21 protein-coding genes are annotated in these 23684 nt (G+C 61.3%); 11 read left to right on the forward strand and 10 right to left on the reverse strand.

The annotated features are described in order from the left end of the window. Positions 1-2: 2 nt before the first annotated feature. Both KU306_RS13180 and KU306_RS13185 read right to left on the reverse strand, forming a co-directional pair. The gene (locus tag KU306_RS13180; RefSeq protein WP_258302212.1) at positions 3-872 is read right to left on the reverse strand and encodes a DUF4349 domain-containing protein; all 870 of its coding nucleotides are present in this window, start codon (positions 870-872) and stop codon (positions 3-5) included. Positions 873-978: 106 nt separating this feature from the next. Then, entirely contained in the window at positions 979-1830 is an 852-nt protein-coding gene (locus KU306_RS13185) for a polymer-forming cytoskeletal protein (protein WP_007540390.1), read from the reverse strand. A gap of 122 nt (positions 1831-1952) precedes the next feature. Here KU306_RS13185 and KU306_RS13190 point away from each other — a divergent pair, with 122 nt between their 5' ends. Continuing rightward, positions 1953-2156 carry a DUF5800 family protein gene (locus KU306_RS13190; RefSeq protein ID WP_007540393.1) on the forward strand — a complete coding sequence of 68 codons (204 nt, stop codon included), beginning with the start codon at positions 1953-1955 and terminating at the stop codon, positions 2154-2156. Positions 2157-2204: 48 nt separating this feature from the next. Here the strand turns inward: KU306_RS13190 and KU306_RS13195 are convergent, their stop codons facing one another. From KU306_RS13195 to KU306_RS13215, 5 genes are all read right to left on the reverse strand, one after another. After that, the gene (locus tag KU306_RS13195; protein WP_007540395.1) at positions 2205-3005 is read right to left on the reverse strand and encodes a hypothetical protein; all 801 of its coding nucleotides are present in this window, start codon (positions 3003-3005) and stop codon (positions 2205-2207) included. 100 nt (positions 3006-3105) lie between these two features. Next, positions 3106-4254 carry a DUF3179 domain-containing protein gene (locus KU306_RS13200; RefSeq protein WP_007540397.1) on the reverse strand — a complete coding sequence of 383 codons (1149 nt, stop codon included), beginning with the start codon at positions 4252-4254 and terminating at the stop codon, positions 3106-3108. Positions 4255-4377: 123 nt separating this feature from the next. Next, positions 4378-5064 (reverse strand): dolichyl-phosphate hexose transferase, encoded by a 687-nt coding sequence (locus tag KU306_RS13205; protein ID WP_258302213.1) that lies wholly within the window; start codon positions 5062-5064, stop codon positions 4378-4380. Positions 5065-5138: 74 nt separating this feature from the next. Then, positions 5139-5468 carry a DUF8002 family protein gene (locus KU306_RS13210; RefSeq protein WP_007540401.1) on the reverse strand — a complete coding sequence of 110 codons (330 nt, stop codon included), beginning with the start codon at positions 5466-5468 and terminating at the stop codon, positions 5139-5141. A gap of 51 nt (positions 5469-5519) precedes the next feature. Further along, complete coding sequence (locus KU306_RS13215) at positions 5520-6275, reverse strand: ribonuclease H-like domain-containing protein (protein WP_258302214.1); 756 nt, start codon at positions 6273-6275, stop codon at positions 5520-5522. A gap of 123 nt (positions 6276-6398) precedes the next feature. On the opposite strand from KU306_RS13215, the gene KU306_RS13220 reads away from it, so the two are divergent. The 8 genes from KU306_RS13220 (at position 6399) to KU306_RS13255 (ending at position 19840) form a co-directional block, all read left to right on the forward strand. Beyond that, entirely contained in the window at positions 6399-7103 is a 705-nt protein-coding gene (locus KU306_RS13220) for an SOS response-associated peptidase (protein ID WP_007540405.1), read from the forward strand. 487 nt (positions 7104-7590) lie between these two features. Then, positions 7591-8358, forward strand: coding sequence for a class I SAM-dependent methyltransferase (locus KU306_RS13225; RefSeq protein ID WP_258302215.1), 768 nt, complete (start codon positions 7591-7593; stop codon positions 8356-8358). A 477-nt stretch (positions 8359-8835) separates the two neighbouring features. Next, a complete protein-coding gene (locus KU306_RS13230) occupies positions 8836-9315 on the forward strand; it encodes a hypothetical protein (RefSeq protein ID WP_258302216.1) in 480 nt (159 codons plus the stop codon). Between the two features lie 804 nt (positions 9316-10119). Beyond that, complete coding sequence (locus KU306_RS13235; protein ID WP_258302217.1) at positions 10120-10566, forward strand: DUF5805 domain-containing protein; 447 nt, start codon at positions 10120-10122, stop codon at positions 10564-10566. Continuing rightward, entirely contained in the window at positions 10556-11605 is a 1050-nt protein-coding gene (locus tag KU306_RS13240) for a tyrosine-type recombinase/integrase (protein WP_258302218.1), read from the forward strand. Before KU306_RS13235 ends, KU306_RS13240 begins: the two co-directional genes overlap by 11 nt. 174 nt (positions 11606-11779) lie before the next feature. Next, the gene (locus KU306_RS13245) at positions 11780-12793 is read left to right on the forward strand and encodes a HEAT repeat domain-containing protein (protein WP_258302219.1); all 1014 of its coding nucleotides are present in this window, start codon (positions 11780-11782) and stop codon (positions 12791-12793) included. Positions 12794-12856: 63 nt separating this feature from the next. Continuing rightward, positions 12857-14095 carry an ABC transporter substrate-binding protein gene (locus tag KU306_RS13250; RefSeq protein WP_258302220.1) on the forward strand — a complete coding sequence of 413 codons (1239 nt, stop codon included), beginning with the start codon at positions 12857-12859 and terminating at the stop codon, positions 14093-14095. A gap of 753 nt (positions 14096-14848) precedes the next feature. Then, positions 14849-19840, forward strand: a complete 4992-nt coding sequence (locus tag KU306_RS13255; protein ID WP_258302221.1) for a PKD domain-containing protein — start codon at positions 14849-14851, stop codon at positions 19838-19840. A gap of 138 nt (positions 19841-19978) precedes the next feature. Here KU306_RS13255 and KU306_RS13260 read toward each other — a convergent pair whose 3' ends face one another. Beyond that, positions 19979-20371: a pyridoxamine 5'-phosphate oxidase family protein gene (locus KU306_RS13260; RefSeq protein WP_007540420.1), complete on the reverse strand. Its 393-nt coding sequence runs from the start codon at positions 20369-20371 to the stop codon at positions 19979-19981. A 124-nt stretch (positions 20372-20495) separates the two neighbouring features. Here KU306_RS13260 and KU306_RS13265 point away from each other — a divergent pair, with 124 nt between their 5' ends. Together KU306_RS13265 and KU306_RS13270 are read left to right on the forward strand one after the other, a co-directional pair. Next, positions 20496-21110 (forward strand): ArsR/SmtB family transcription factor, encoded by a 615-nt coding sequence (locus KU306_RS13265; protein WP_258302222.1) that lies wholly within the window; start codon positions 20496-20498, stop codon positions 21108-21110. A gap of 42 nt (positions 21111-21152) precedes the next feature. Further along, positions 21153-22079, forward strand: coding sequence for a hypothetical protein (locus KU306_RS13270; RefSeq protein WP_258302223.1), 927 nt, complete (start codon positions 21153-21155; stop codon positions 22077-22079). 30 nt (positions 22080-22109) lie between these two features. On the opposite strand, the gene KU306_RS13275 is transcribed toward KU306_RS13270, so the two are convergent. Further along, positions 22110-22592, reverse strand: a complete 483-nt coding sequence (locus KU306_RS13275) for a DUF2267 domain-containing protein (RefSeq protein ID WP_258302224.1) — start codon at positions 22590-22592, stop codon at positions 22110-22112. Positions 22593-22733: 141 nt separating this feature from the next. Next, positions 22734-23630, reverse strand: a complete 897-nt coding sequence (locus tag KU306_RS13280) for a phosphoribosyltransferase HisG-related protein (protein ID WP_049918610.1) — start codon at positions 23628-23630, stop codon at positions 22734-22736. Between the last annotated feature and the right edge of the window lie 54 nt (positions 23631-23684).

Raw genomic sequence — 23684 nt, forward strand, 5'->3', positions numbered from 1 at the left:
CGCTACGACAGTCGGTTGAGTGCGGCGCGACCCACGACGACGACGCCACCGCCGAGGAGCGTCACCAGACCGCCGAAGACGACGATGTACGGCAGTGCGTACGCGAGCGCGACGACCATGGCTCTGAGGGCGACGAAGACTCCGCTGACGGAGTCGAAGAACGCCTGCAAGACGGGCACGTCGTACCACTGGGCGGGACTCGGGGGTTCTTCAGACAGGGAGACGCGAACCGTCGAGAGCGCAACCCGGTTTTCAAGCGAGGCCTGCTTGGCTTCGAGACGCTCGATTTCCGTCTGCACGTCGGTGAGTCGCTCTTCGACCGCGAGCACGTCTTCGGTCGTGTTAGCCGATTCGTAGAGGTCGCGGAGTCTGTCGCGCTGTGCGCGGAGGTTCTCCAGTCGGGCTTCGATGTCGACCAACTGGTCGGTCACGTCTTGCGAGTTAGTCTCGACGTGTTCGACCTGTCCGAGCGTCTTCGTCTCGGAGATGAACGCCGAGAAGTTCTCCGAGGGGACGCGAACGACGAGTTCGCCGGACCGATAGGTCGACCCACCGCGACGGTTGACTCGCTCGTTCGAGTCGCTGACGAACCCGCCGTGGGATTCGGCAGTCGATTCGACAGCGTCGCGCGAGGAGTTGAATTCGTCGACGCTCAACCGAACGCGGCCAGTCTTGATGATTTGCCGGTTCTGAATTTGGGCGAGGTCCTCTCCGTCGGACGCCTGTGCCTCTTCGGCCGCGCCACTGCCCGCGTCGAGCGTCATGCTCTCACCGGTCGCAGCGTCGCCGCCACCACCGCCACTACCCGCGCCGGTACACCCGGCGAGGACCACGAGGAGGGCGACAGAGAGAAGTTTCAGTCTTCTGTCCATAGCTGACACTCACCACGTCGAGGGTTAATGATTGGGTTGACACAAAGGCTGATTTGTGCTTTTCTCGCAGCGACGGGAGAAAGCGGTGGGCGAGTGATTCGGCTTCCTACTCGGCGTCGCGCGAGAGATTATCTCGATGGATGCGCATCTCGCCGCGAGCGCGCATCGTCCCGTCGACGAGGGCACCCTCTTCGAGAACGAGGTCGCGGCAGGAGACGTCGCCGAGGACGCGCGCGCCTTCTTCGATGCGGACTTCTCCGTTTCGCGTCGTCACGTCGCCGTGGATTCGAGTCCCCGAGCCGACGACGATGTCGTCGCGGGCGCGAAGGCTGCCGAAGACGTTGTTGTCGGACTCGAACTCGATTTCGCGGGCGCGGATGTTCCCGTGGATTCGGCAGTCCGACCCGATGAACGCGGGCGTCGAGACCCGCCACGCGTCGTCCGAGACAGTCGCGTTTCGCGGGATGACAAGCGGGTCTTTGGGTGACTCGCCGCTCAGTGACTCCGCGAGTTCGCCCGCAGCGTCCTCCTCGCCGAGTCGGAGCAGTTGCGAGAGGATGATGAAGTAAAAGACGAGCGTCGGCACGGGATTGCGGATGACAATCCAACCGTTTGCCTCGAATCCCTCTTCGATATCTACGTCGTCGCCGATGTCGAGGTCGCCCGAGACCATGAGCCGACCGGCGATGTGGACGCGTTCGCCGAGGTAGGCGTCCTTGCCGACGAGGACGTTTCCGGACACGTCACTCATGAGGTCGAGACGGCAGTCGCCTTCCGCCTCGATGTCGCCGCCGAACGAGACGCGCTCGCCGGCTACGACGTTCCGTCCGCGAACGCCGAACTCGACGGTGCTCTGGCCGCCGACGACCACGTCACCGTCGGTTACGAGGTCGTGTTCCTCGACCGTCGTCCCGTCGGGGACTTCGAGCGCCTCGAGTGGGTCTGTGCCCAGTGACACGCTCCGAACCACCACCTCGGCAATAATAAACCGTCCGCAAGACGGGCGTCTGACGTGACGCTGGCTTGTGATTTCGGAGGCGACGGCGTGCGTTTAAATATCCGTAGCATCGATGAACAGCTATGACGGTTCTTTCCTTCGACGAAGACGGCGTCGACGTTGTCTACGACGGCACGGAGTTCCGCCTCGAAAAGGCGCTCATCGAGGAGGCTATCGGGAAATCCTACCCCGACGTGACCGACCACGAGGTGCTGAAAATCGTCGAAAAGCAGCCTTCCCTCAACGGGGAACCGCGTCGCGTCCGCGACATTCTGAAGTCGTCGTAACTCCCCCGCGACTCCGCAACTGGACGTCCCCGTTCGCAACGACCCGAACTACTCGGACGCCACTGTCGACGAGTTCCTACCCGCGTTCACGTCGTACAGGCGTCCACCACCCAACAGGTAGCCGAGTGCAAACAGCGGGGCGCCGGGAACGAGCGACCCGAGCGGACCGAGCGAGGTGCCGCCGAGGACGGACGCAAACTGCGCGGCGAGCAACACGACAACGGTACCACCGACCGCCAGCGGCCAGTCACGCGTCCGCGCAGCGACACCGACGACTGCAAATCCGGTCGCGGCCGGAACCACCGGAAGGTCGGCACCACCCGAGAACGTCAGCATCGAATCGAGGAGTGTGACAGCGACATCGACGGCGAGCGCCACCCCCGGAATGGTCATCGCGGCGGCGGCCGAAAGCGGCTTGAGCGCCCCGTTTCGGAGTATTGCGACGCCAACACCGAGGACGCCAAGCGAGAGGAACAAGGCCGTAAGTTGCGGGAGCGGGCCGAGAAGCGTCATGTTCTCGTCGGCGACCTGGACGACACGATAGGTCTCGCCATCGACGCGGACGTAGCCGGGGAGCGATTCGAGAGCTTCGGCTACCTCGTCTCGGTCGTCTCTGTGGACGGTGACAAAGCCGTCTTCGACGCCGGTTCGGACTGATTCAGCCGCTTTCGGCGGGAGGTCGTCCGGCGTCCCGACCGCAGAGTTCGGCGTCGAATCGGCCGGTTCGAACATGACGCTGACGGTGTGCTGGCCGAGGTGTGAGTCGTACGCCCATCCGTAGGAGGCGACGGTTCCGAGTGTTCCAATCAAGAGGAGAAACACGAGGAGGCCACGCAATTTCGGAGACACTGTAGCACAGAGGTGACAGGTGAGCGGATAAGTCTCTTGTCAAATAGTACCACTCAGGGGGTGCCGTCCCCGGGTTCCCGGAGGCGAGACTCCTTCGAGTCTATCGCCCGTAAATCTCCGTCTCCGGGTTGAAATCTGCCCACGCGAACCAGAACATCGGCGAGCGGTCGTTCGCGCGCGTCAGCGTGGTTCCCTCGTGCGGGCCGTCGAGCGCGCGCCCGGTGAGGAGGTCCCAGCGCGACCCGGCCGCTTCGAGGTCCCGGCCGTCGCGCTCGAACTCGACGACTTCGCCATCGACCCGTCGCACGTAGGCGACGAGCGACCCGTCTTTCGACGACGCGACGACGACCGGAAGGCCGCCGACTTCGTCGTTGACGACCCCCTCGTCGTTGACAGTCGAGAGTGTGTAGGCCCGCGCGACACCGCCGGACGTGACCCCGATGACGGAGGTTTTCGGATGGAGTCGCTCGTCGACTTCCTCGTTGAATCCGATGCCGATAGCACCGGACTGCTGGTAGCCTCGGTACGGGTTGACGCCGTACCGGCGGGTCTGTCGTCCTTTGATGGTCCCGGAGACCGGCGGCGGCACCAGTACCTCCGTCTCTGGATGCGACGCTTTCCACTCGCCCCACGTCGAGATAGTCGAGGGGATAAGCGAGAGCGTGTCGCCGGTCAGTTCTCCCCGGATGGCGGTAGCGAGCACTTGACTCCACAGCGACTCCGTGCGGTCGTCGTACATCACGAGGTCGGACATCCAGAGGAATCCCGAGACGCCGAAGTAGGTCGGTTCGCCTTGGACGAGTCGGTCCGCGGTGACGGCGCTCCCGCAAAGCGGGCAGTAGGTGACGACGACAGGCCGCCCATCGAAGGTGTCGTTGACGATTTCGTGCCAGTTCAGGATGGCGAGTGGGTACGCCCGAGCGATACCGTCGATTTCGACGCCGACGACCTCGAAGGAGTCTTCGAGAGTGACGTTCACCTCGTCGAATCCGGTCCAGTCGTCGGAATAGACGGGGGCGGTGATAGCCGGGATGGCGTCTTTCGGTGCCCCACGCCGGAGTTCGTCTTTCGGAACCGGGAGGTCGAACGCCGACGCTCGCGACGGAGTCGTCGTGCCGCCGGCTGTCGAGCCTCCGGCGTCGTCTGTGTCCCCCTGTGTGTTTCCGTCCGCTGTGGGTGGGCCACCCTCCAGACAGCCGGAAAGCGCAGTGACACCTCCGAGTGCGGCGAGGAAGCGGCGTCGGTCCATAGCAGTGATTCGTTCGACCGACGCATGAACTCCATGCGGTCTGGTGGCGTGGTGCACGACCGGTGGCGACGGAGCACAGCCTCGGACTCAGCAGTTAACTGCAGTTTCGCTCTGTTCGGTGGGTTACAACCGTGCGCGCTCTTCGAGGCAGACTTTCACGATGGACTTCGCGATGGCAGCGCCGCCAGCGAAGGGGTCGAGTTTGGTCTCGCCCGCGCGCTCGCGATACGGGATGGGAACTTCTGCAATTTCGTATCCGCGCATCACGGGGCGGATGAGCAGTTCGGCCGACAGACCCGTGTTCTCCGTCCAGTCGATGTCGTGGAGGAGTTCGCGCCGGTAGGCGCGCATCCCCGTGGTCGTGTCGTGGACGGTCGCGCCCATGAGGAAACTCGCTATCCGGGCGAACGCCTTGTTCCCAAAGCGGTTGAGCGTCGGCATCGTCTCGGCCCCCTTCGAGATTCGGTCGCCGGAGACTACGTCGTACCCGTCGTTGATGAGGTCGAGAAACTTCGGCAGGTACTCCATCGGATACGTGTCGTCGCAGTCGGTGGTGACGACGACCGGCCGGTCGGGCGTGAGGACGGCCTCCTCGACCGCGACGCCGTAGCCCTGGGGCTCCTGTTCGATAACTCGTGCGCCCATCTTTCGAGCAATCTCGGGCGTTCGGTCGTCAGACCCGTCGACACAGACGACTTCGGCTCGGCCGTCGGTGATGCGGTCGATATCTGCGATGACAGACCCGATAGCCTGTTCCTCGTTGTAGGTGCCCATTACGACCGCGAGGTCGTCGAACGTGTACGAACTCATTGCGCGGGGTTGTCGACCGCTGCCCTTGAGCTTTTAGGTTTACCAAAAACAGTGCCAATTCGCCGAAATGAATCTTAGCTCAGGCCGCGCGTGTCGGGTTCGTCTTCGAGTTGTCTGGCGTGTTCGATAAGCACGTCCATGAGTCGAGTCGCCGATTCCTCTACCTCGTCGAGGCCGTCGGTGGACTGTCCACTCACACGAACAGAGAGTTCGTACAGTTCGAGTTCCACGTGCGGGACAGTCTCGTCCCCGCGTGCGTGTTCTGGTCTCTCCCCTGCGGCGGCCTGCTGGCCGTTTTCGAGATGCTCAGCTTCAGCGGTCGAATCGTCCACCTCGTCGTCGGTCGGTTCGTCCATCTCACCCTCTATCGTCGCGTCGGCGTCGGCCTCGGAGTCGTCGGCCATGTGCGGCGCGTCGCTTTCGGGGGTGAAAAAGAAGGTGGTTCCGTCGTCGATTCAAGCGAAGTCAGCGTCGACGCCGTCACAGACTCGGTCGTGCAGGCGGCCGGTCACAGTCTCCATGAGGCGTTCCAGATTCACGGTGTCTTCGCGGTTGTACGACACGAGCGTGTCGAGGGCGTCGTCGTCGCCGCGTTCGTACTCGCGCCAGAGGCGAACCGCGTCGCGGCCGGAGATGTCCGGGCGGTCCCGGTCGATGCCGACATCCTGCTCGATTTGCTTCAGCCCGCCCGTCAAGTCGAGTTTTTTGCAGGGATACATGAGGTCGACGTGCGGAACGTCGATATCGACGTCGAACGAGGTTTCGAGAAACGGAATATCGAATCTGGCCCCGTTGAACGTCGCGACGAGTTTCGCGTCCACGAACTGCTCTCGGAGCGCGTCAGCAGTCAAGTCCTCACCGCTGACGAGCGTCGTCGTCTCGCCGCCCTGATAGAACGAGACCGTGGTCACTTGGTCGCGCTCGGGCGAGAGCCCCGTCGTCTCGATGTCGAAATAACACGTCTCGTCGCGGAAGTTCTCGTAGAGTCGCCAGCGTTCGCCCGACGGAAACGAGTCGTCGAAGAACCCCGAGTTCCCGTCGTCGAGGTGCTCGGCGGCCTCGGCGACGTACGACTCGATTCGGTCGGCCGTCTTCCCGCCGACGAGTGAGGGGTCGAACTCGTCCCAGTGAGTGACGCCCGACGACCACAGATTTCGCTCCGTCTGCGGCCCCACACCGCGAACGGGAATGAAACTGTTCTCGATTCGCATATACAGAGATGGAGGCGGTGGCGACCCTAAATCCGTCGTCGTGGAGGAGTGTCGGTTGCGGCACATGTGTCGGAGAGGGCCGCCGCCGTCGGCGTTTTACCCACACGGCGCGAACGCAGGGACATGTGTGGCCGGTATACGCTCTTTACGTCGCCCGAAGACCTCCGCGAACGATTCGGGGCGACCGCAACGCGACCGATGGAACCCCGGTACAACTGCGCGCCCGGTCAAGAACTCCCCGTGGTGACGAACGACGCCCCCGACGAGTTTCGCTTCCTGAAGTGGGGCCTCGTTCCCTCGTGGGCCGACAGCGCGAGCGTCGGCAACGACCGCATCAACGCCCGCGCCGAGACGGTCGACCGAAAGCGAAGTTTCGCCGACGCGTACGAGTCGCGCCGCTGTCTCGTTCCCGCCGACGGATTCTACGAGTGGGTCGACCGCGACGGGTCCAAACAACCGTATCGCGTCGCCTTCGAGGACGACCGCCCGTTTTCGATGGCCGGCCTGTGGGAACGGTGGACGCCGAAGACGAAGCAGACGGGACTCGGCGAGTTCGGAGAGAGCGGTCCATCCCGCGAGCAAGAACCGCTGGAGACGTTCACCGTCGTCACGACCGAGCCAAACGACCTCATCTCCGACCTCCACAACCGCATGGCTGTCGTCCTCGCGCCCGAAGAAGAAGAGACGTGGCTCCACGGCGACACCGACGAAGTCGAGTCGCTGCTCGATACGCATCCCGACGACGAGATGACTGCCTATCCCGTCTCGACACGGGTCAACAGTCCTGCGAACGACGGCCGGGGCCTCATCGAACCAGTCGAGGTGTAACGAAGGCGTGAGGAAGGCCGAGCAGAAACGACGTTTCGACCCACTGGGATTCGAGACAGACGACAATCCGGGATGGTCGTCGTTTACATCAGCTTAATCAACACAATCACCCGTATCGCGGATTCTACCCAAGCGTCTCTCGCTCGACTAGGAAGACGCGATGGGGGATAGAAATCACTTGCACGTGTGTCGACATTGTGGAGTCGTCCACGGGACCGCATCTTCGACACCACCGGAGGAGTGTCTCGTCTGTGGCGCGAGGAGTTTCAGCGAGTACGCGCTGAACGCTCTCCTGCGCGAACGAGAGCCTGTCGAGCCGCAACTGCCGACGTCGGAGAGAGCCAGAGAGAGCACGGTTCGCAGCCCGGCTTCGAACGCGTGAGTGGCCGAGCACGCGAACGACTTGCATTTTTTCGACCCGAGAGATACCCGCTGCAACAGCCAGTATACTTTTCCCAGATATTGACAATAATAATTCAATAACGGGATGACACACTGGACAGAGCAGCTCTTTATCGAGAACGCAGAGACGTTCGGAGAGATACTCGAACGACGGTTCGAACAGGCATCGGAGGAGGTCGAACAGCTTCTCCGACTCGTCGAAAACCAGCGGGGAGTGCGCCCGGAGCGAACCCTTGACGTTGCATGTGGCGTCGGAAGGCACGTCTTGGCACTCGCCGAGGAGGGGTGCAACGCCGAAGGGCTGGATTTCTCCCCGGAGTTCATTCGAGAAGCCCAAGAGCGGGCCAGTGACGCAGAACTCACCGGACAGGCCGAGTTCCACGTCCACGACATGCGCGAGTTAGAGCAGTTCGAGGGACCGTTCGACCTCGTCACTATCATCTGGAACTCTCTCGGATACTACGACAAACAGACCGACGTGGAGATGCTGTCGGAGATACGGCGTCTTCTCTCTGAGGACGGCGTGTTAGCAATCGAGACGAGCAACAAGGAGTTCTACGTGCGCGACTTCGAGGAGTCGAACGTCCAAGAAGTGGGCGACCAACTCCACGTCGAACGGAAGGACTTCGACGTCGAGACGGGGCGATTCGAGACCACAGTCGACGTGTTCTCGTCGGAAGGCACCGAGTACGACTATCTCGACACGATAGCGTTCCAGCCACGACTGTACGCGCCCGTCGAACTCCGGGAGATGTGTGAACGAGCCGGATTCGAAGATATCTCGCTGTTCGGTGGGTTCGCTGGCAGAGACGTTTCACTCGATTCTCCGCGCGTCGTCGTGCTTGCTGAGTAAGCCTCACCAGCAGGTTCGTGCCGGGACACGTCTCAGCACCACTGATTGTGTATAGCACTATATGATTCACAAGTCAGGTGTCGAACGGGGTTGAATGAAGTGGAAGACACCGAAGAGCCCCGAATACCCACGAAGATACCGTTTTCAGCGGATTTTTGGCGAGAGTACGTACTATGGAGACCGAACGACTCCGACTGGTCGGAGCAACACGAGGCAAACTACTCTCGCCACTGGTTGCCCTACCCGCCACACGGCGCTCTGAAGAACAATTGCACCAGTTCCCATCACACTCCCATCAAGGGTGCCTCAAGCGCCACACACGGCGTCTGAGCGCCCGTTCGTCGCCGGGGGAGACTATGGGAGTTTGGATGCTCTGGAAGTATAGAGTGACACAGCAACCGGCTCTGGCGAGGAGTTGTCCCCCAACCCAGTACAGTCGTCAAGAGATTTATTCAATTCGTCAACGAAAGAGAGCGTATGAAGCGACAGCACCTCGTCGCTGCGGCCCTCGCCGTGACTGGATTCGGAGCGGTCGCGTTCGGGATATACCAGGACGCACTGCACGTTGCCCCGATGTACGACGGAACAATCGAGACGGGGTGGGGAGGCAGCCTCAACCACGAAGAGCGGTTGCTGGCACGGCTTGGTGCTCTCGGTGCAGTTGGCGGTATTGCCGCACTGCGATGGCGACAGTTGGCCATCGTTCCAGCCGTAACTGGGGCTATCGTCCTGTTTTATCCCCTCCGAGCAATCGTGCAGTGGACGACCCACCCAGGACTCTACACTGAGGTCCCGGCTCACGACGGCGGCGTGACTCGATTCGTCCTCGGAGCCGAGCCGTTTTTCCTCATCGCCGGGGGGGCACTCCTCGTCGGTGCCGCGGTCCTTCGGTGGCGAAGCAACTCGAACTCCGACGACTCCAATAGTGTGCCAGCCGATGGGCCGTCGTCGACGTAGACCGCGATTTTTCTCGCCAGGGTGGGTTGATTACCCAACAAAATTTGGATACTGATTTTGTACTAGAATTAATTATATTTCGGAGGGTGTTTTGAGGTATTTAGTCGGTATTTACCGGCGCATTGTGTCTCGAAACGACAACACTCTCGCATCGGTTAGGACAATATTGAGGCATATTATTTTGCAATCTTCACACTGAAACAAAGGAGCTCAGCCAACATAATTTCAGAGGTTTCTGAACTACATTCTATTTGTTATTTTCATCTCGTCTGTTCTAGATATATGACTCAGATTCTGCCAAATATATACGCCCTCATGCTCTTCTGTAATAACTACACTAGCGTAGAAATTAACCAAATATAATTCTATATTTTCCATCTCGAAACTAACCAGCGCAGACATAGAGAATTCAGCCAACCCATATTAGTTCATAAATATAACTCGTGGAAAAACGAATCCCGTGAAAGGGAATCTTCGCACCTGAACTCCAAGGGTAAACGCATACAAAATACCCATCTAAATTCCGGGTTGCATTCCGAATGTGAGGGCCATGTTGGAATAATATGTTGCTTTTGTGGCAACCCAATATCTCTGCCAAATCAAACCTCTCGAAAACCCCGAATTCAGACGTTTCGAGCAATTAAGTATATCCTGAATGGTGCAATCAGACACCGATTTTTACACCATTATAATTCAGCATAATCCCATATTTCGCTGCGAATTATACTGGCACAGATTCAGATAAATTCCCTTATTCGTGATAGTGCCGGTAGATTGAATATCTCCCTCCGAGTCGACCCGACTATGAGCGACGAGGGCGACCGAACGACCGTCCAAACCTACGTGCCGTCCCACCAGAAAGACATCTGGAAGGAACACGCCGACCAACTCGGGATGAGCCAGAGCGAATTTGTCAGAACCATGGTACAGGCAGGACGGGCAAATTTCGACGTTCCTGAGAGAGGCGATGAAGCGACCACAACCCCAGGGGTCGACGGGGCGAAAACACCTCTTCAGAACGGTGGTTCGAATCAGGACAAAAGAGGCGGAAATAATGGTGGGCTCTCGGACCGTGTCGTCGACGCACTAGAAGCCCAATCGTATCAGTCGTGGGACGACCTCGTTTCGACGCTCACCGAGAACATCGAAGACCGACTCGAATCGACCCTCCAAGAGCTCCAGTCGTCGGGGAGAGTCGTGTACAGTGGTCGCCATGGCGGGTACACCTTAGCGGAGGACGATGGCCGCTGAGCAACCGTCCGAAGTCGAGGACGCCGTCGGGTACTTCCTCCAGGATATGACCTATCACGGAAAGTCCGACCGAACCCGCGATGCGTACGAGCGCGTCCTCCGGGAGTTCGAAGCGTTCCTCGGGAACCCATCGCAAAATCCCACCGGGTCGGCGACGGCGGTCGAAGACGCGAGCCACCGCGACTGCATGGCGTGGGTGCACACCCTCCGAAATCGTGACGTCACACCAAGTACGGTCGCGACGTACGCCTCCTATCTACACCGATTCTACGCATATATGGCCCAAATTGGCGTCTTCGACTCGAACCCGATGAGCCTCGTCGTCGAGGAGATGGACGAGCGAATCGACACCAACCCGGCGCGAAGGGAGGTTTCGGTGCCCGAGATGCGGGGGTTCGTCCGCCAGATACGGCATCCACTGGACCACGCACTGGTCGTCACGCTCCTCAAGACGGGGATGCGTGTCGGCGAACTCTGTAACCTCGACCTTCGCGACCTCTCACTCTCGGTCGATGAACCGCTCGCCGATGTATCGACTCGGGCGGCACTCGACGGTCGCGGCCCGTCGATATACGTCTCCGCAGAGCCGAGTGTTGGAGCGACCTCGAACGGTGAGGAGCGAACGGCCTCCAACAAACGAAAGCGCTCGACGGTCGTCCCCGTCGACGACGAATTAGAGACGGTGCTGCTGCGTTGGCTCGCGATTCGGCCCGATACGACCTCGCCTGCGGAACCGCTGTTTCTCGGCACCGCATCCGGGTGGGGAACGCGACTGACGCCGGACGCAGTCCACCACGTCGTCACCGCTCGCGCCGCCGATTTCGGGTGGTATCGCAAAGGTGGCGACCGAGAAGAGAACGTCACACCCCACTACTTTCGGCACTTCTTCACGACGCACCTCCGAGACCGAACCGGTGACAGGGGTATCGTCAAGTACCTCCGTGGCGACGTCGGCGGAGACATCATCGACACCTACACCCACAATTGGGGCGATAGAGTGCGCGAAACGTACGAATCAAACATTTATTCACTACTCTAGGTTGTGAATACTCTGTCTGCATGCCAATGAATAAATTGTATGTCGCTATACCCAATTGTTGGTTGGTGGGGTTCGCGACTGCGGAGGAAACGTAGAGATGGGGTGTTCGACATCACACCCCAAACCATCGGATTCATTGTAGACGGGAAATATTCCTGACATACCGAACTGCCGATGGAAGACGCCAGACAGTCATCTTCAGTCGATTCCCTTACGTCGCTCATTACCGCTGGCGAGTACGGTCAGGTAGTCGAGTCGCTGGAAGAGTTGGAAGCAGCGACACCCAAAACGCGGAAGCGCACCCTTCGGACGCTCCGAAGCCTTGCAGACGAACAGGCGGGTGTGTTCGACGGCGTCGTTCCGGCACTCACTCCATTTCTGACCGATGCCGAACGGTCTGTCAGGTTGACGACCGCGAGGCTGCTCGTCACTATCGCAGAATCGAATCCGAACGCAGTCGTCACGGTCGCCGAACCGGTTGCAGCCCGTCTCGCAGACGAAGACGAATTCTACTACGTGCGGGCCCGCGCTGCCGAAGTCCTCGGGTACGTTGCACTCGAATACCCCGACAAGGTCAGTTCACCGGAGGTCCTCGCCGACCTCCGCGTCGGCCTGTCGTTCGACAAATCCGAAGTCAAAGAGAAACTGGCGAAAGCGATAGAATACGTCGCCGTGGGGAATCCAGAGCGACTTCGCCACCACGTTTCGAGACTCACCGAGCACCTCGACGACGAGAACGAACTCGTTCGATACCACCTCACGACAGCACTCGTCGCAGTCGGAACCGAACACCCAGAGCGCCTCAGCGGTGTCACAGCCGCGCTCGCGGAGCGACTGGGTGACGAGAACGCTCACGTCAGAGGCCGGGCCGCCGAAGCCCTCGGTGTGCTTGCTCGTGAGGGAGTCTACGAGGGGTCGTCGCTGGAGACGACGCTCGAAGCACCCGACGGCGACGACGACACGTTCGCCGACGACCGTGTGCAGTTCGCTCTCGACGCGGTACGAGAAAGTGAGACACTGGAAAGTGACTGTGACGAGTTCGGAACCATCGAGTCCGTACGAAGGACGACGAGTGAAGCCGTCGATGCGATTAGCTCACCCGAGAGTGACGAGGAATGCCCTCATTGCGGCGTCGCGTTGCCGGAATCCGGGCCGCCGATGTGTCCGCACTGTGGCGCACCGCGATGAGTTCGCGTTTTTGGTTGGCCTAAAATCCATAAGAACTATACATTGTTTAGGTCAGCCTAAAACATGGAGTGCAGTTCCAACGACGAGAAGGCGCCGACACGGCGTGACTACGTGAAGTACGGCGGTGCAGTCCTCACAGGAGGGCTTCTCGCTGGCTGTACGAGCGAAGGAGAACAGGCGACGACGGAGGGGACGAGTACCACCACAGCGGCGTCCACCGAGGCTACGGCTGAAGACGAATCGTATTCAGTACGCATGGCCCCGATGGGAGACGTCGAGTTCGACTCGGTGCCGGAGAGTGTGTTCACGATACTGAACCACCACACCGACATGGTGCTCGCGCTCGGCCGGGGAAACTCGGTCAACGCACTGCACGGGCCGGGCTACATCCAATCGCTGTACCAGAAGCTGACACACCATCTCGACGGCGTCTCCATCGACTGGGACGGACTGTACTCCTCGTGGCCACCGTCGAAAGAGAAGTTGTACGAACTGGACAGCGACGTCCACCTCGCCGACCCAGCGAAGGTAGCGACGGCAGAAGGCTGGGATGAAGACGCTCTCACCGAAATCGAGCGCAACGTCGGTCCGTGGTTCGGCAACACACTCAGCGGGAGCCACACGGCGCCACCCGAGGGCTGGGCCGACGACTACGAGTACTATCCTCTCTGGGAAATCTTCGGCAAGGTCGCTCAGGTCTTTCAGGAGACCCAGCGGTACGAGGCACTCGCTTCCGTCCGCGACTCGATGCTGACCCACATCGAAGAGCACCTTCCACCCGAAGGCGAGCGCCCGAGCGCCGCGCTGGTGCTGTTCTCCACGTCTGACGACCGCATCTGGGGGTACAAGATGAACCACCCGGGCTACTACGCCGCGCACACTCGACCGCTCGGTGCCACAGACGCACTGTCAGCGGCCGTCGGGCCGGGGTACGAGGACGATGGCCGGAACATCACACTGGATTACGAACTCCTCCTCGAAGCCGACCCGGACGTATTGCTCGTCCTCGGCCCGATGTCGGAGTACCACAACATCGACGAAATCAGAACCTCGCTCGAAAACCACCAGGTCGCGGGGGAAATCACTGCTGTCGAAGAAGGCCGCGTCTACACCCAAGGAGCGCGGCGACAGGGTCCGATTCTCAATCTGTTCCAGACCGAGATGGCCGCAAAGCAGCTCTATCCGGACGAGTTCGGTGCGTGGCCCGGCTACGTCGATGGAGAGCCGTACCCGGACATCCCGGAAGAAGAACAACTGTTCGACCGAACGCGAGTCGCGGATATCGTCAACGGCGATATCTAACCGAGTCACGAGTCCCGCCTTCCACAGCGACCCCGGCGTGCGCACCCTGGTCGCTGTGTGAAAGCTCGCAGAAAGCCCGTTCGGGCGAACAAGCGACGTTCGGCTCACCCATCGGTCGTCGGTTCGGAGTCTACCCAACTCCGAGGCGACCGAGGTCGTCTGTTCGATAGTCCACGAGCTTTCGAAGACGTCCCCTATCGCTCGAACAACGGACGAGCACCTCGCGGGAGTCTGTGATAGTCCATGCGAAATCGAGACACGGCGGCGACCTATGTGTCAAAATATTTGATTATTTTTGAAAGTGTGCATATCAATTTGTTTCCAAATTTTGGAATCTGGTGACTCTCGGATAGTCGCTACTCTCCCGGCCAGTCGAACAGTCGGTGATAGGAACTAAAACCGCCCATACAACCGAATCTCGAATATTCTCACATCACTGCCGGGAGAGATTGTTTCAGAATACCACCAGCGCATACCAACCGTTCAAGTTATATTCTAGACAACGGTATATGGTTCGTCAGTTGATACATCATGAATAATGATAACCGGATAGATTGGAAGCTCGTTTTCACGCTACTAATAGTTGTTTCGTCCACAGCCACTTTTGCTGGTTTTTACCCGACCGCAGTCGGTGCAACGCCAGAGTATCAGCATCGAATCGCGGGCGGAGACATACAAGAAACTCAGTCACTCGCCGGACTTGCAAGGCTCGCCGTGGTGGACGGGCCGGATATCGTATATAGTTCCGCGTCCGTGACACCCGACACACTCTACACAGGGAGTGCCATCAACGCCACTGTCACCGTCGAGAACACGGGGAACTCCCAACAGTCCTACAACGCGACCGTGACCGTCGACGGGTCGGTCGTCGCCTCCAAGACAGGGAGCCTGAACGCAGGCGAGACGACGACCGTTTCGTTCACGAAGACGCTCTGGGACACCGGTGACCGCGACGTCTCGGTTGGAGGACTCGCCAGCCAAACGGTGACAGTCCAATCGGCGAACGCGAACTTCCACGGTGGGCAGGGGAACCCCGGGTACTATCCAGACCAGTCGGGACCGACCTCGACGCCCACTGAACTCTGGAATATGACTGACGGAACGCCGATGGTGATGCAACCGACAATCGTCGGCGACACGCTCTATTTTGCCTTCCACGATGGCGGAAAACTCTACGCGGTCGACCCCGTGACCGGCGCGGAAAAGTGGAACGCAACACCGGGTGGGTCCTCCGGGTCGACGTGGACGACACCCGCGTACGCCAACGGTGTACTCTTCCTCGGCTCGAACGACTACAAACTCCACGCCATCAATGCGACTGATGGGTCCGAACTCTGGAATTACTCGACGCAAACCAACGTCCGGTCTGCACCAGCAGTCGTCGACGGCGTCGTCTACTTCGGCAGCAACGACGGCAACATGACCGCGCTGAACGCGAGTACTGGCGAGGAACTGTGGTACCACACGCTGTCTCAGCCTGTGCTCGTCGAGTCAAACCCTGCGGTCGTTGACGGCGTCGTCTACTTCGGGGCCGACGACGACAACGTCACGGCGCTGAACGCCACCACCGGCCAGAAAATCTGGAACTACACGGCCGTGGACGGGATACAATCCGACGCGACCGTCGCCAACAACACTGTCTTCATCGGCAGCGACAGCACGTCAGGGACGACAAGCGGAGACGGACAAGTCTACGCCCTGAACGCGACTGACGGGTCGCTGCGATGGAACTACACCATGACTGGAGACGTCGACGGGAGCCCGGTCTACGCCGATGGCACGCTCTACGCAGGCAGTCGTGGCGGCGACCTCGTCGCACTCGACGCCGTAGACGGGAGCAAACTCTGGAACGTTTCGGGAAGCGACTTCCGCGGTGCGCCTGTCGTCGCTGGCGACGTCCTCTACATCTCCGACTTCGGAAATGGAACTGTCCACGCCTTCAACGCGACCGACGGAACCGAACTGTGGCAGTACGACTCGCCGACAGCGAACCTCTACCCGACGCCTCTCCCGTGGAACGGCACACTCTACTACGGCTCTGTCAGCCACTTCTACGCCCTCAAAGAGCCGGGCGTGTCGAACTTCTCCGTCTCGAACCCATCGAGTCAGAACGTGACCGTCACGTTCGACACCCACGACCAAATCGTCGATATCTCGATGACACTCAGCGGTGCCGAGTCAGCAACGCTCACCGAGAACGACTTCACTGAGATGGACAACGGCGACGGAACCTACACCTACGGCGCAAACTACGTCGGGAATTCCGACGGCACCTACACCGGGACGCTCACCGTGGCAAACGACAGCAGTGGCGACAACAAGGCGTCCGGAAATTCCGACAGCGTCCTCGTCGACACCACGCCGCCGACGATTACGAACTTCAGCGCCACGGAGGCGTCGGGGCAGAACGTGACTATCACGTTCAATTCGAGCGAGCAACTGGGAGGCACACAGGTCTCTCTCAGCGGGCCAGAGTGGACGACGCTCTCGCTCGGAAACTTCACTGAGACCGGCAGTGGTCCGTACACCTACACGGCCACGTACGACGGTTCCAGCAACGGGACCTACACTGCGACGCTCGATTCGGCGATGGACGCCGCCAACAACGACGGTGCGTCCAGTGAGTCCGCAAGCGTCTCGATTGGGACCGCGGTCGTTTCGAGCAGTATCGAGTACGTGTCGGGGTCACAGCCAGACATGAGCAACGTCACGCTGGACGCGTGGTTCAGCAGTGGACTGCTCCAACTGCAAGCGAAGAACGCCACGGCGAACACCTCGGACTTCAGCACCGAGGCCGACTACGAACTCGCCGGACTCGGAGCCGACTCGACGACAGTCCTTCGGACGAACGTGACCGTCCAGGGATACACCCCGCGGGCACTCATCGGGAGCGCCCACGACGTGAACTGGACGCGGACGCAGCACCAAAACGGCACGTGGACGCTCTCGATTACCGGCACGCCAGCCGAAGTGCAGTCGTTCTTCTACGCGAACGGCTCCTCGCCGACTTCGTGGCCGGGAACCATCCAAGCGAACGAGTCGCAGACGGCCGCGCTCACCTTCGCCGTCGACGACCTCGATGTGTTGCCGAGTACGCACCGCGAGCGACTCAACGGCTCGGTCATGGTGACTGACGCACAGGAGTTCGGGTCGCCGCAGTACAACACCTCTGGGACGAACGACAAGGTCGAACTGCGCGTGAAGGCACCGCACTTCACGACGAGCGGCGCGAACAACACCGGCTTCTTCGAGGCCTTCCTGCCGCAGAAACTCCTCGACGACTGGGGGGTGAACGCGAACCAACTCGCCGGTGAACTGAACGGTGCCTCCCGGACGACGACCATCACCGCCGTCTCGGGCGGTGGCGCGTACGTCGAGTTCGGCATCCACTACTCCGAGGGCGACGCCGCGGTCACTGTCGACAGCACCGCACCCACGGCAGATGCCGGGTCGGACCAGACAGTCGACGAAGATACGACAGCCCAGTTCAGCGGCACCAACTCGACGGACAACGTCGCTATCGACGCCTACGAGTGGGACTTCGGTGATGGCACCAACGCGACCGGCGAAAACGTCTCGCACACCTACGCCCAGCCCGGTTCCTACACTGTCACGCTGAACGTCACTGACACCGCCGGAAACAACGACACGGACACGATGGTCGTGACCGTCGACGACGCGACCAACCCGGTCGCGGACGCCGGGTCGAATCAAACTACGGACGAAGATACCGCCGTCCAGTTCAATGGAAGCAACTCCACAGACAACGTCGATGTGGATTCCCTCCAGTGGAACTTCGGCGACGGAAACAGCACGACCGGCGAAAACGTCTCGCACACCTACGCCCAACCCGGCACCTACACCGTGACGTTGACCGCCACCGACGCGGCTGGGAACTCCGACACCGACACCCTCGTCGTCACGGTCAACGATACGACTGCTCCTGTCGCCGACGCTGGCTCGGACCAGACAGTCGACGAAGACACCGTGGTGCAGTTCAACGCGAGTAATTCCACCGACAACGTCGGCGTCGATTCCTACGAGTGGGACTTCGACGACGGCTCGAATGCCACCGGCGAAAACGTCTCGCACACCTACGCCCAGCCCGGTACCTACACCGTGACCGTCGAGACCGCTGACGCCGCCGGGCACAACGACACCGACACCCTCGTCGTCACGGTCAACGATACGACCGACCCGACTGCGGACGCCGGGAGCGACCAGACCATGAGCAAGAACAGACCAGTACAGTTCAATGCGAGTGACTCCACCGACAACGTCGGTATCGTCAACTACCGGTGGGACTACGGCGATGGAAACGGTGCAACCGGCGAGAGTGCCGCGCACGCATACAACACTCCCGGGACCTACACCGTCACGCTCACCACCACTGACGCCGCCGGAAACACCGCAAACGACACCGTCGTCGTGACCGTCGTCGACCCGGACAATAATCGGTCCGGCAGTGGCAGCTCCGGAAGCAGCGATTCCGACGACGATGACTCGGAATCAGAGCGTTCGGACACGACCGCACCGGAAACCGACGATTCGAAGGACGAACCGGCCGGTGAGAAGAGCGGAACGAAGGTGCGCGTCGAACGCAAGTCGAGTTCGGACAGGGAAAAGAGCGAATCCGCAGACGTGAAAGTCGAGAACGTGACACCCGGCGTCACCGTCGAAATCACGTTCGACGAGACGGCGGACTCCGACACCGGAGACCGCGCGAACAACACGTCGAGTACCGACCTCGAAAACAGCACGGCGACGGGGAACCAGACCAGTACCGGCAACGAGACGGCCGCCGACGCCGGGAACGAAACCGCGAACGCGACCGACCGCCAGCGTCCGGCGAACATCTCCGTGGCGAACATGAAGATGAACGTCAGTCGGTCTGGTGACTTCTCGTTGAACGTCACGACGAGAGAGGTTGCGTCCAACTCGGAATCGGATGGCAGCGCACAAGAGACGACCGGTCAAGCCGACTCGACTGGGCCGTCGAACACGACGCGCGGTATGTCCGGCACCGACCGCAAGTTCCTCGAAGAGACCGGCGCGCGACCAGCAGGCTACGTCATCGTCGACCACGACGACCTCGCTGACGACAGCATCGACGACGTGACGTTCACGTTCCGCGTGAGCAAGGCGTATCTGGACTCGACCCGGGTGACCCCAGAGTCGGTTGCACTGTACCGCAACGAGACGGTTCGGTGGAACAAACTGTCGACGAGACTCGTCGGAGAGACGGAGACGCAGTACGTCTTCGAGGCCAAGTCGCCCGGGCTCTCTGAGTTCGTCATCGGCGCGACGGCCCCGGCATTCGAGGTGTCCGAGACGGCGCTGTCGCACGACGAGATGGGTGTCGGCGACGATGCAACCGTCGACGTGACGCTCTCGAACCTCGGCGGTGCAGCGGGCAGTTACACGCTCGAACTGCGCAGCGATGGAACGACGATTGCCACCGAGACCGTGGCACTCGATGCTGGCGAAGAACGCACCGTCTCGCTCGATGCGGCGTTCGAATCGGCTGGAACGTACGAACTGACCGTCGATGGAGAATCCGTTGGGAAACTGCGCGTCGTGACCGAGCAGACCGAACAGGAGGCCGCGGCGACGGCTGTCGAAAACCCGGACTCGTCCGACGAGACGAACGACGGCGGGAACGGACCATTCCTCGTGCTGCTCCTGCTCGTCGCGCTCGCTGGAGTCTCTATCTACGTCCTCTTCGGACGAGGTGACGGCGAGTAACTGGGAAACCGACCACCCCATCCCGACCACAGCCCACCCCGGTCACAACCCATCCCGACCACAGCCCACCCCGGTCACAACCCATCCCGACCACAGCCCACCCCGACCACAGCCCACCCCGACCACAGGCCAACCCGTTCAATACGTCCTGAACGAGGCCGACCCGATAGCGACTCTGACCAGCACGTTTTCCGACCACGCCGACTCCGAAGCCCCGTATTTCTCGTTGATGCGTCTCGTCGCGTCGCGTGTGGCGTCATCGTCGTCGACGACAGTCGCCGTGCCGAGCATCGAGACCATCCACTGCGCCCGCCCCTCCACGTCCTTCTGAATCGAGAGGGCGACCCGCGGATTCTCCCGGACGTTCGCGAGTTTTCGGCCGGTTGTGACGAGTTCGACAACCGCGTCGGACTCGTCGTAGACGTACCACACCGGCGCGACGTGGGGGCGGCCGCCGCGACACGTCGCCAGATGCGCCATCAGCGGTTCGCTCGTGACGAGTCTCGCCGCCTCGTCGGGAACAGTTCCCATGAGGAGTGAGACGGCTCTGGGCGGCAAAGCTGTGTGCGCCACGAGGTACCAGACAGAGAACTACAACGACCGTTTGACTCTTGCACAACCCTTTATCAGTCGAGCGAGAACGTGGCGCGAGACCGTGAGTTCGTTGCTACCGTTGAAACCCGCCGCCGAATCGATTCACGACCGGGAGATAGACCCGCTTCTCGTCGCACTCGACGACCCCGCCGCCGACGACATCCTCTCGGCACTCTCGTCGTCGACTGCGAGAGCTATCCTCACCACCATCTACGAGGAACCGCGTCCGGCCTCCGAGTTAGCGTCCGCGCTCGACACCACGCTACAGACCGTGAGCTACCACCTCGAACGCCTCGAAGACGCCGACTTGGTCGAGGAGGTGACGACGTGGCTCTCCGCGCAGGGGCGGGAGATGGCAGTCTACGGGCCGACGAACACGGCCGTCGTCCTGTTTGCCGGGGCTGAGAAGACCGAGCCGCGGCTCTCGTCTGGACTGCGAACGCTCGTCGGCGGACTCGCTGGGACCGTCGTCGCGAGCCTCGCCGTCCAAGCGGTTTGGATGACGCGACAGCCGCCGGTTCGAACGTTCACTGCGCGGGCCGAGCCCAAGCCGACGACGCCGACGACGTTCCTCTCGGCATATCTGGACGGGCCGGGACTGGTCGTTCTCGCAGTCGGCGCGGCCCTCGTCTTCGCAGTGGCCCTTGCGATGGTGTGGACTCAAAGACGCGTTTGAGCCAACCATAGGGAGATGATACGGTAGTCCGTCGGGTACAGTGTGCAACGAAGAGCCTTCCTCTCTGCTGTTGGAATCGGACTCACATCGGTCACTGGCTGTCTGGCAAGCGCCGACGACGGTGGCTCTACTGGTGATGACGAGACGACTGACGCGCCGCCCACGACGGACGAACCGGACACCGACGACTCGGACGACTCTCTGGCGGTCGATGCGGGCGAGCGCGTGACTGCAGTCGTCGGAACGGAACCAGACGGAGACAGTGGGTTCGTTCCGCACCGACTCAGACTCACGAACGATACCGAAGAGCCGTGGGTCGCCCGAATCGAAGTGACGCCGACGCTCGCACACCCTCACGCGGGAACGTACAAACTCGCCCCTGACGCCGAGGTGTCGGTCGTGCTCCGAGTGCCGGCCGACTACGACGTGCGTGTCACGGACGTACAGAGCGGCGCGACGGCGACAGAGTCGCTGTCGCCGGACGACTTCGACTGTAACCAGTCGTGGACCGCGTTCTCGCCCGACGGCGACGATATTTCGGTCGCAGGCGCATCGACGCGGATGGCCTGCGCGCCGCCGACACTCACCGGAGACGACGCGCTCTCGGTGACGGTGGGCGATGGCTCGCTCTCCAGTGAGTCGTACACGAAGCCCCACGCGGTGTCGGTCGGAAACGAGACAGACGAGACGACGCTGGTCGACGTGGCGATAGAGACCGACGAGGGTCGAGTCGCCTTCGGTGGTCGCTACCGACTCGAATCGGACGCCCGAGTCGACGTTCGGGTGACAGAGCAGAGCGCACTGGTCGCACGAGTGGTGCGACTCGACAACGACACCGAGAAGGCAGTCTCTATCGACCAGTCGGTGTTCGATTGCAACAATTCGAGGACTACCATCTCACTCGACGACAGCGGTGGGCTCACGTCGGCGACGGCCTCGACGCTGATGGCCTGTCAAAAACCGGAGTAGGTATCGACCGCGCTCCCGGCTGACGGGGCCTCATGCGCTCGCGTCGCCTTCGCCCTCGTCTGTCGGTTGCGGGCCGCCGCCGGTCTGTGCTTCCTGTGCGTCTCCCCACCCGCCGCTGTCGACGAGAGAGAACAGTTGGTCCCAGTTCTCACCGTCGTCGCCCTCGGGGAGTTGATTTCGAACCTGCCGAATCTCCGTTTCGGGGACGATGCTGGCGACGAGGTCGACGATGACCCGTGCGTGATACGCCGCTTTCGACCGGTCTATACCCTCGATTTCGCTGACGCGGTCGACGAACTCGTGCCAGTCGAAGCGCTCGCCGTGTTCTCGGACCGCGCCCGTCAGGTACCAGTCGATTTCCACCGGGAGCGAACTCGCGAGGTCTTTCGCCTCGTCTTTCTGGATTCGTTGGCCGAGCGTCGAAAGCGTCGCGCGAATCGCCCGGACTGATTTGCCAGTGCCGGGGAGTTCGAGTCGGTGTGTCACCTGGCCAGTGAATTCGTCGAAGTCCATGTGCCAACATTTAGCACTGCACAATCATCAACGTATCTACACATTTCACACTTCGAGAACGTCGCTGGTCGTGTCGGAAACAGCGCGAGGGAGGGGTTACAAAAGGTGCGAGTGTCCTCGGCGTGGACCCCGACAGCCCCGTCAGACCCGAAGTTCGGTTTCGAGGTCCGGCGACGCGACGATGTTCTTGACCGTCTCTGCTTCAGGTTGCGTCTCGGCGACGTTCTCCATGAGCACCGTCTCGCTCGGGAAGAGATGCTCGCCGAGGACGAGACCGTGTTCGCGGGCTGTCGACCCGGTCATCGTGAGGTAGACGCCGAGACCGGTGTCCGCGATTGCGGCTTCCTCTTCGGGGCCCTCGTTGGGATACGCGAACGTCACGTCGTCGAGACAGCGCGTCCCGAGGACGGCTTCGACCAGTCGCTCGTACCGCGGTGAGATACACAGGTCGCCCGCGTAGTCGGCGACGAAGTCGCGGTCGAGGTCTGCCCCCGGCGGGAGCAGTTCGGGGTCGGCCATGAGCGTGTGGTACACCGTGTCGCCGAGTCCCGAGACGACGCGAACGTCGGTGTCCATCGGGTCGATGCGGGCGTTGACGTCCTCGATACTCCCGAGGCCGTCGGGTTGCAGTTGGACGACCTCTTCGAGGACGAGGTCGGCGCTGTCGAAGCCGAGTGCGAACTCGTGGGTGCGAAGCGCCCGGAAGGGTTCCTCGCGGCCGACGAGGTGGACCTCCACGTCGTCGGTTTCGAAGGTGACGCTGTCGAAGACGATTCGGCGAGGCATCCCCTCGCGGTCGTCGCGGAGGAGCGTGTACTCCGGTGCGGTCGCCGCCTCGAGGTCGCTGTAGGCGGCGAGTCGCTCGTAGACGTTCTGGTCGGGATGTGAATGGCCCTTCGTGACGGATTTCTCGAACCTGAGGGTCGAGGTTATCTCGTCGGCGACCTCGGCGAAGTCGGCCGCCGTAGCGAATCGTTCGAGCACCGCTTCGAGGGGGCGTCCCTTCCGCGGAACGGCGACGCGCACCGTCTCTGTCATCATCCGATGGTTGTGGCGGGCCGCTAAACAGGTTGCGCTTCGGGAAAACGTGTA

The sequence above is a fragment of the Haloferax larsenii genome (assembly GCF_024730625.1).
GTDB lineage: Archaea > Halobacteriota > Halobacteria > Halobacteriales > Haloferacaceae > Haloferax > Haloferax larsenii.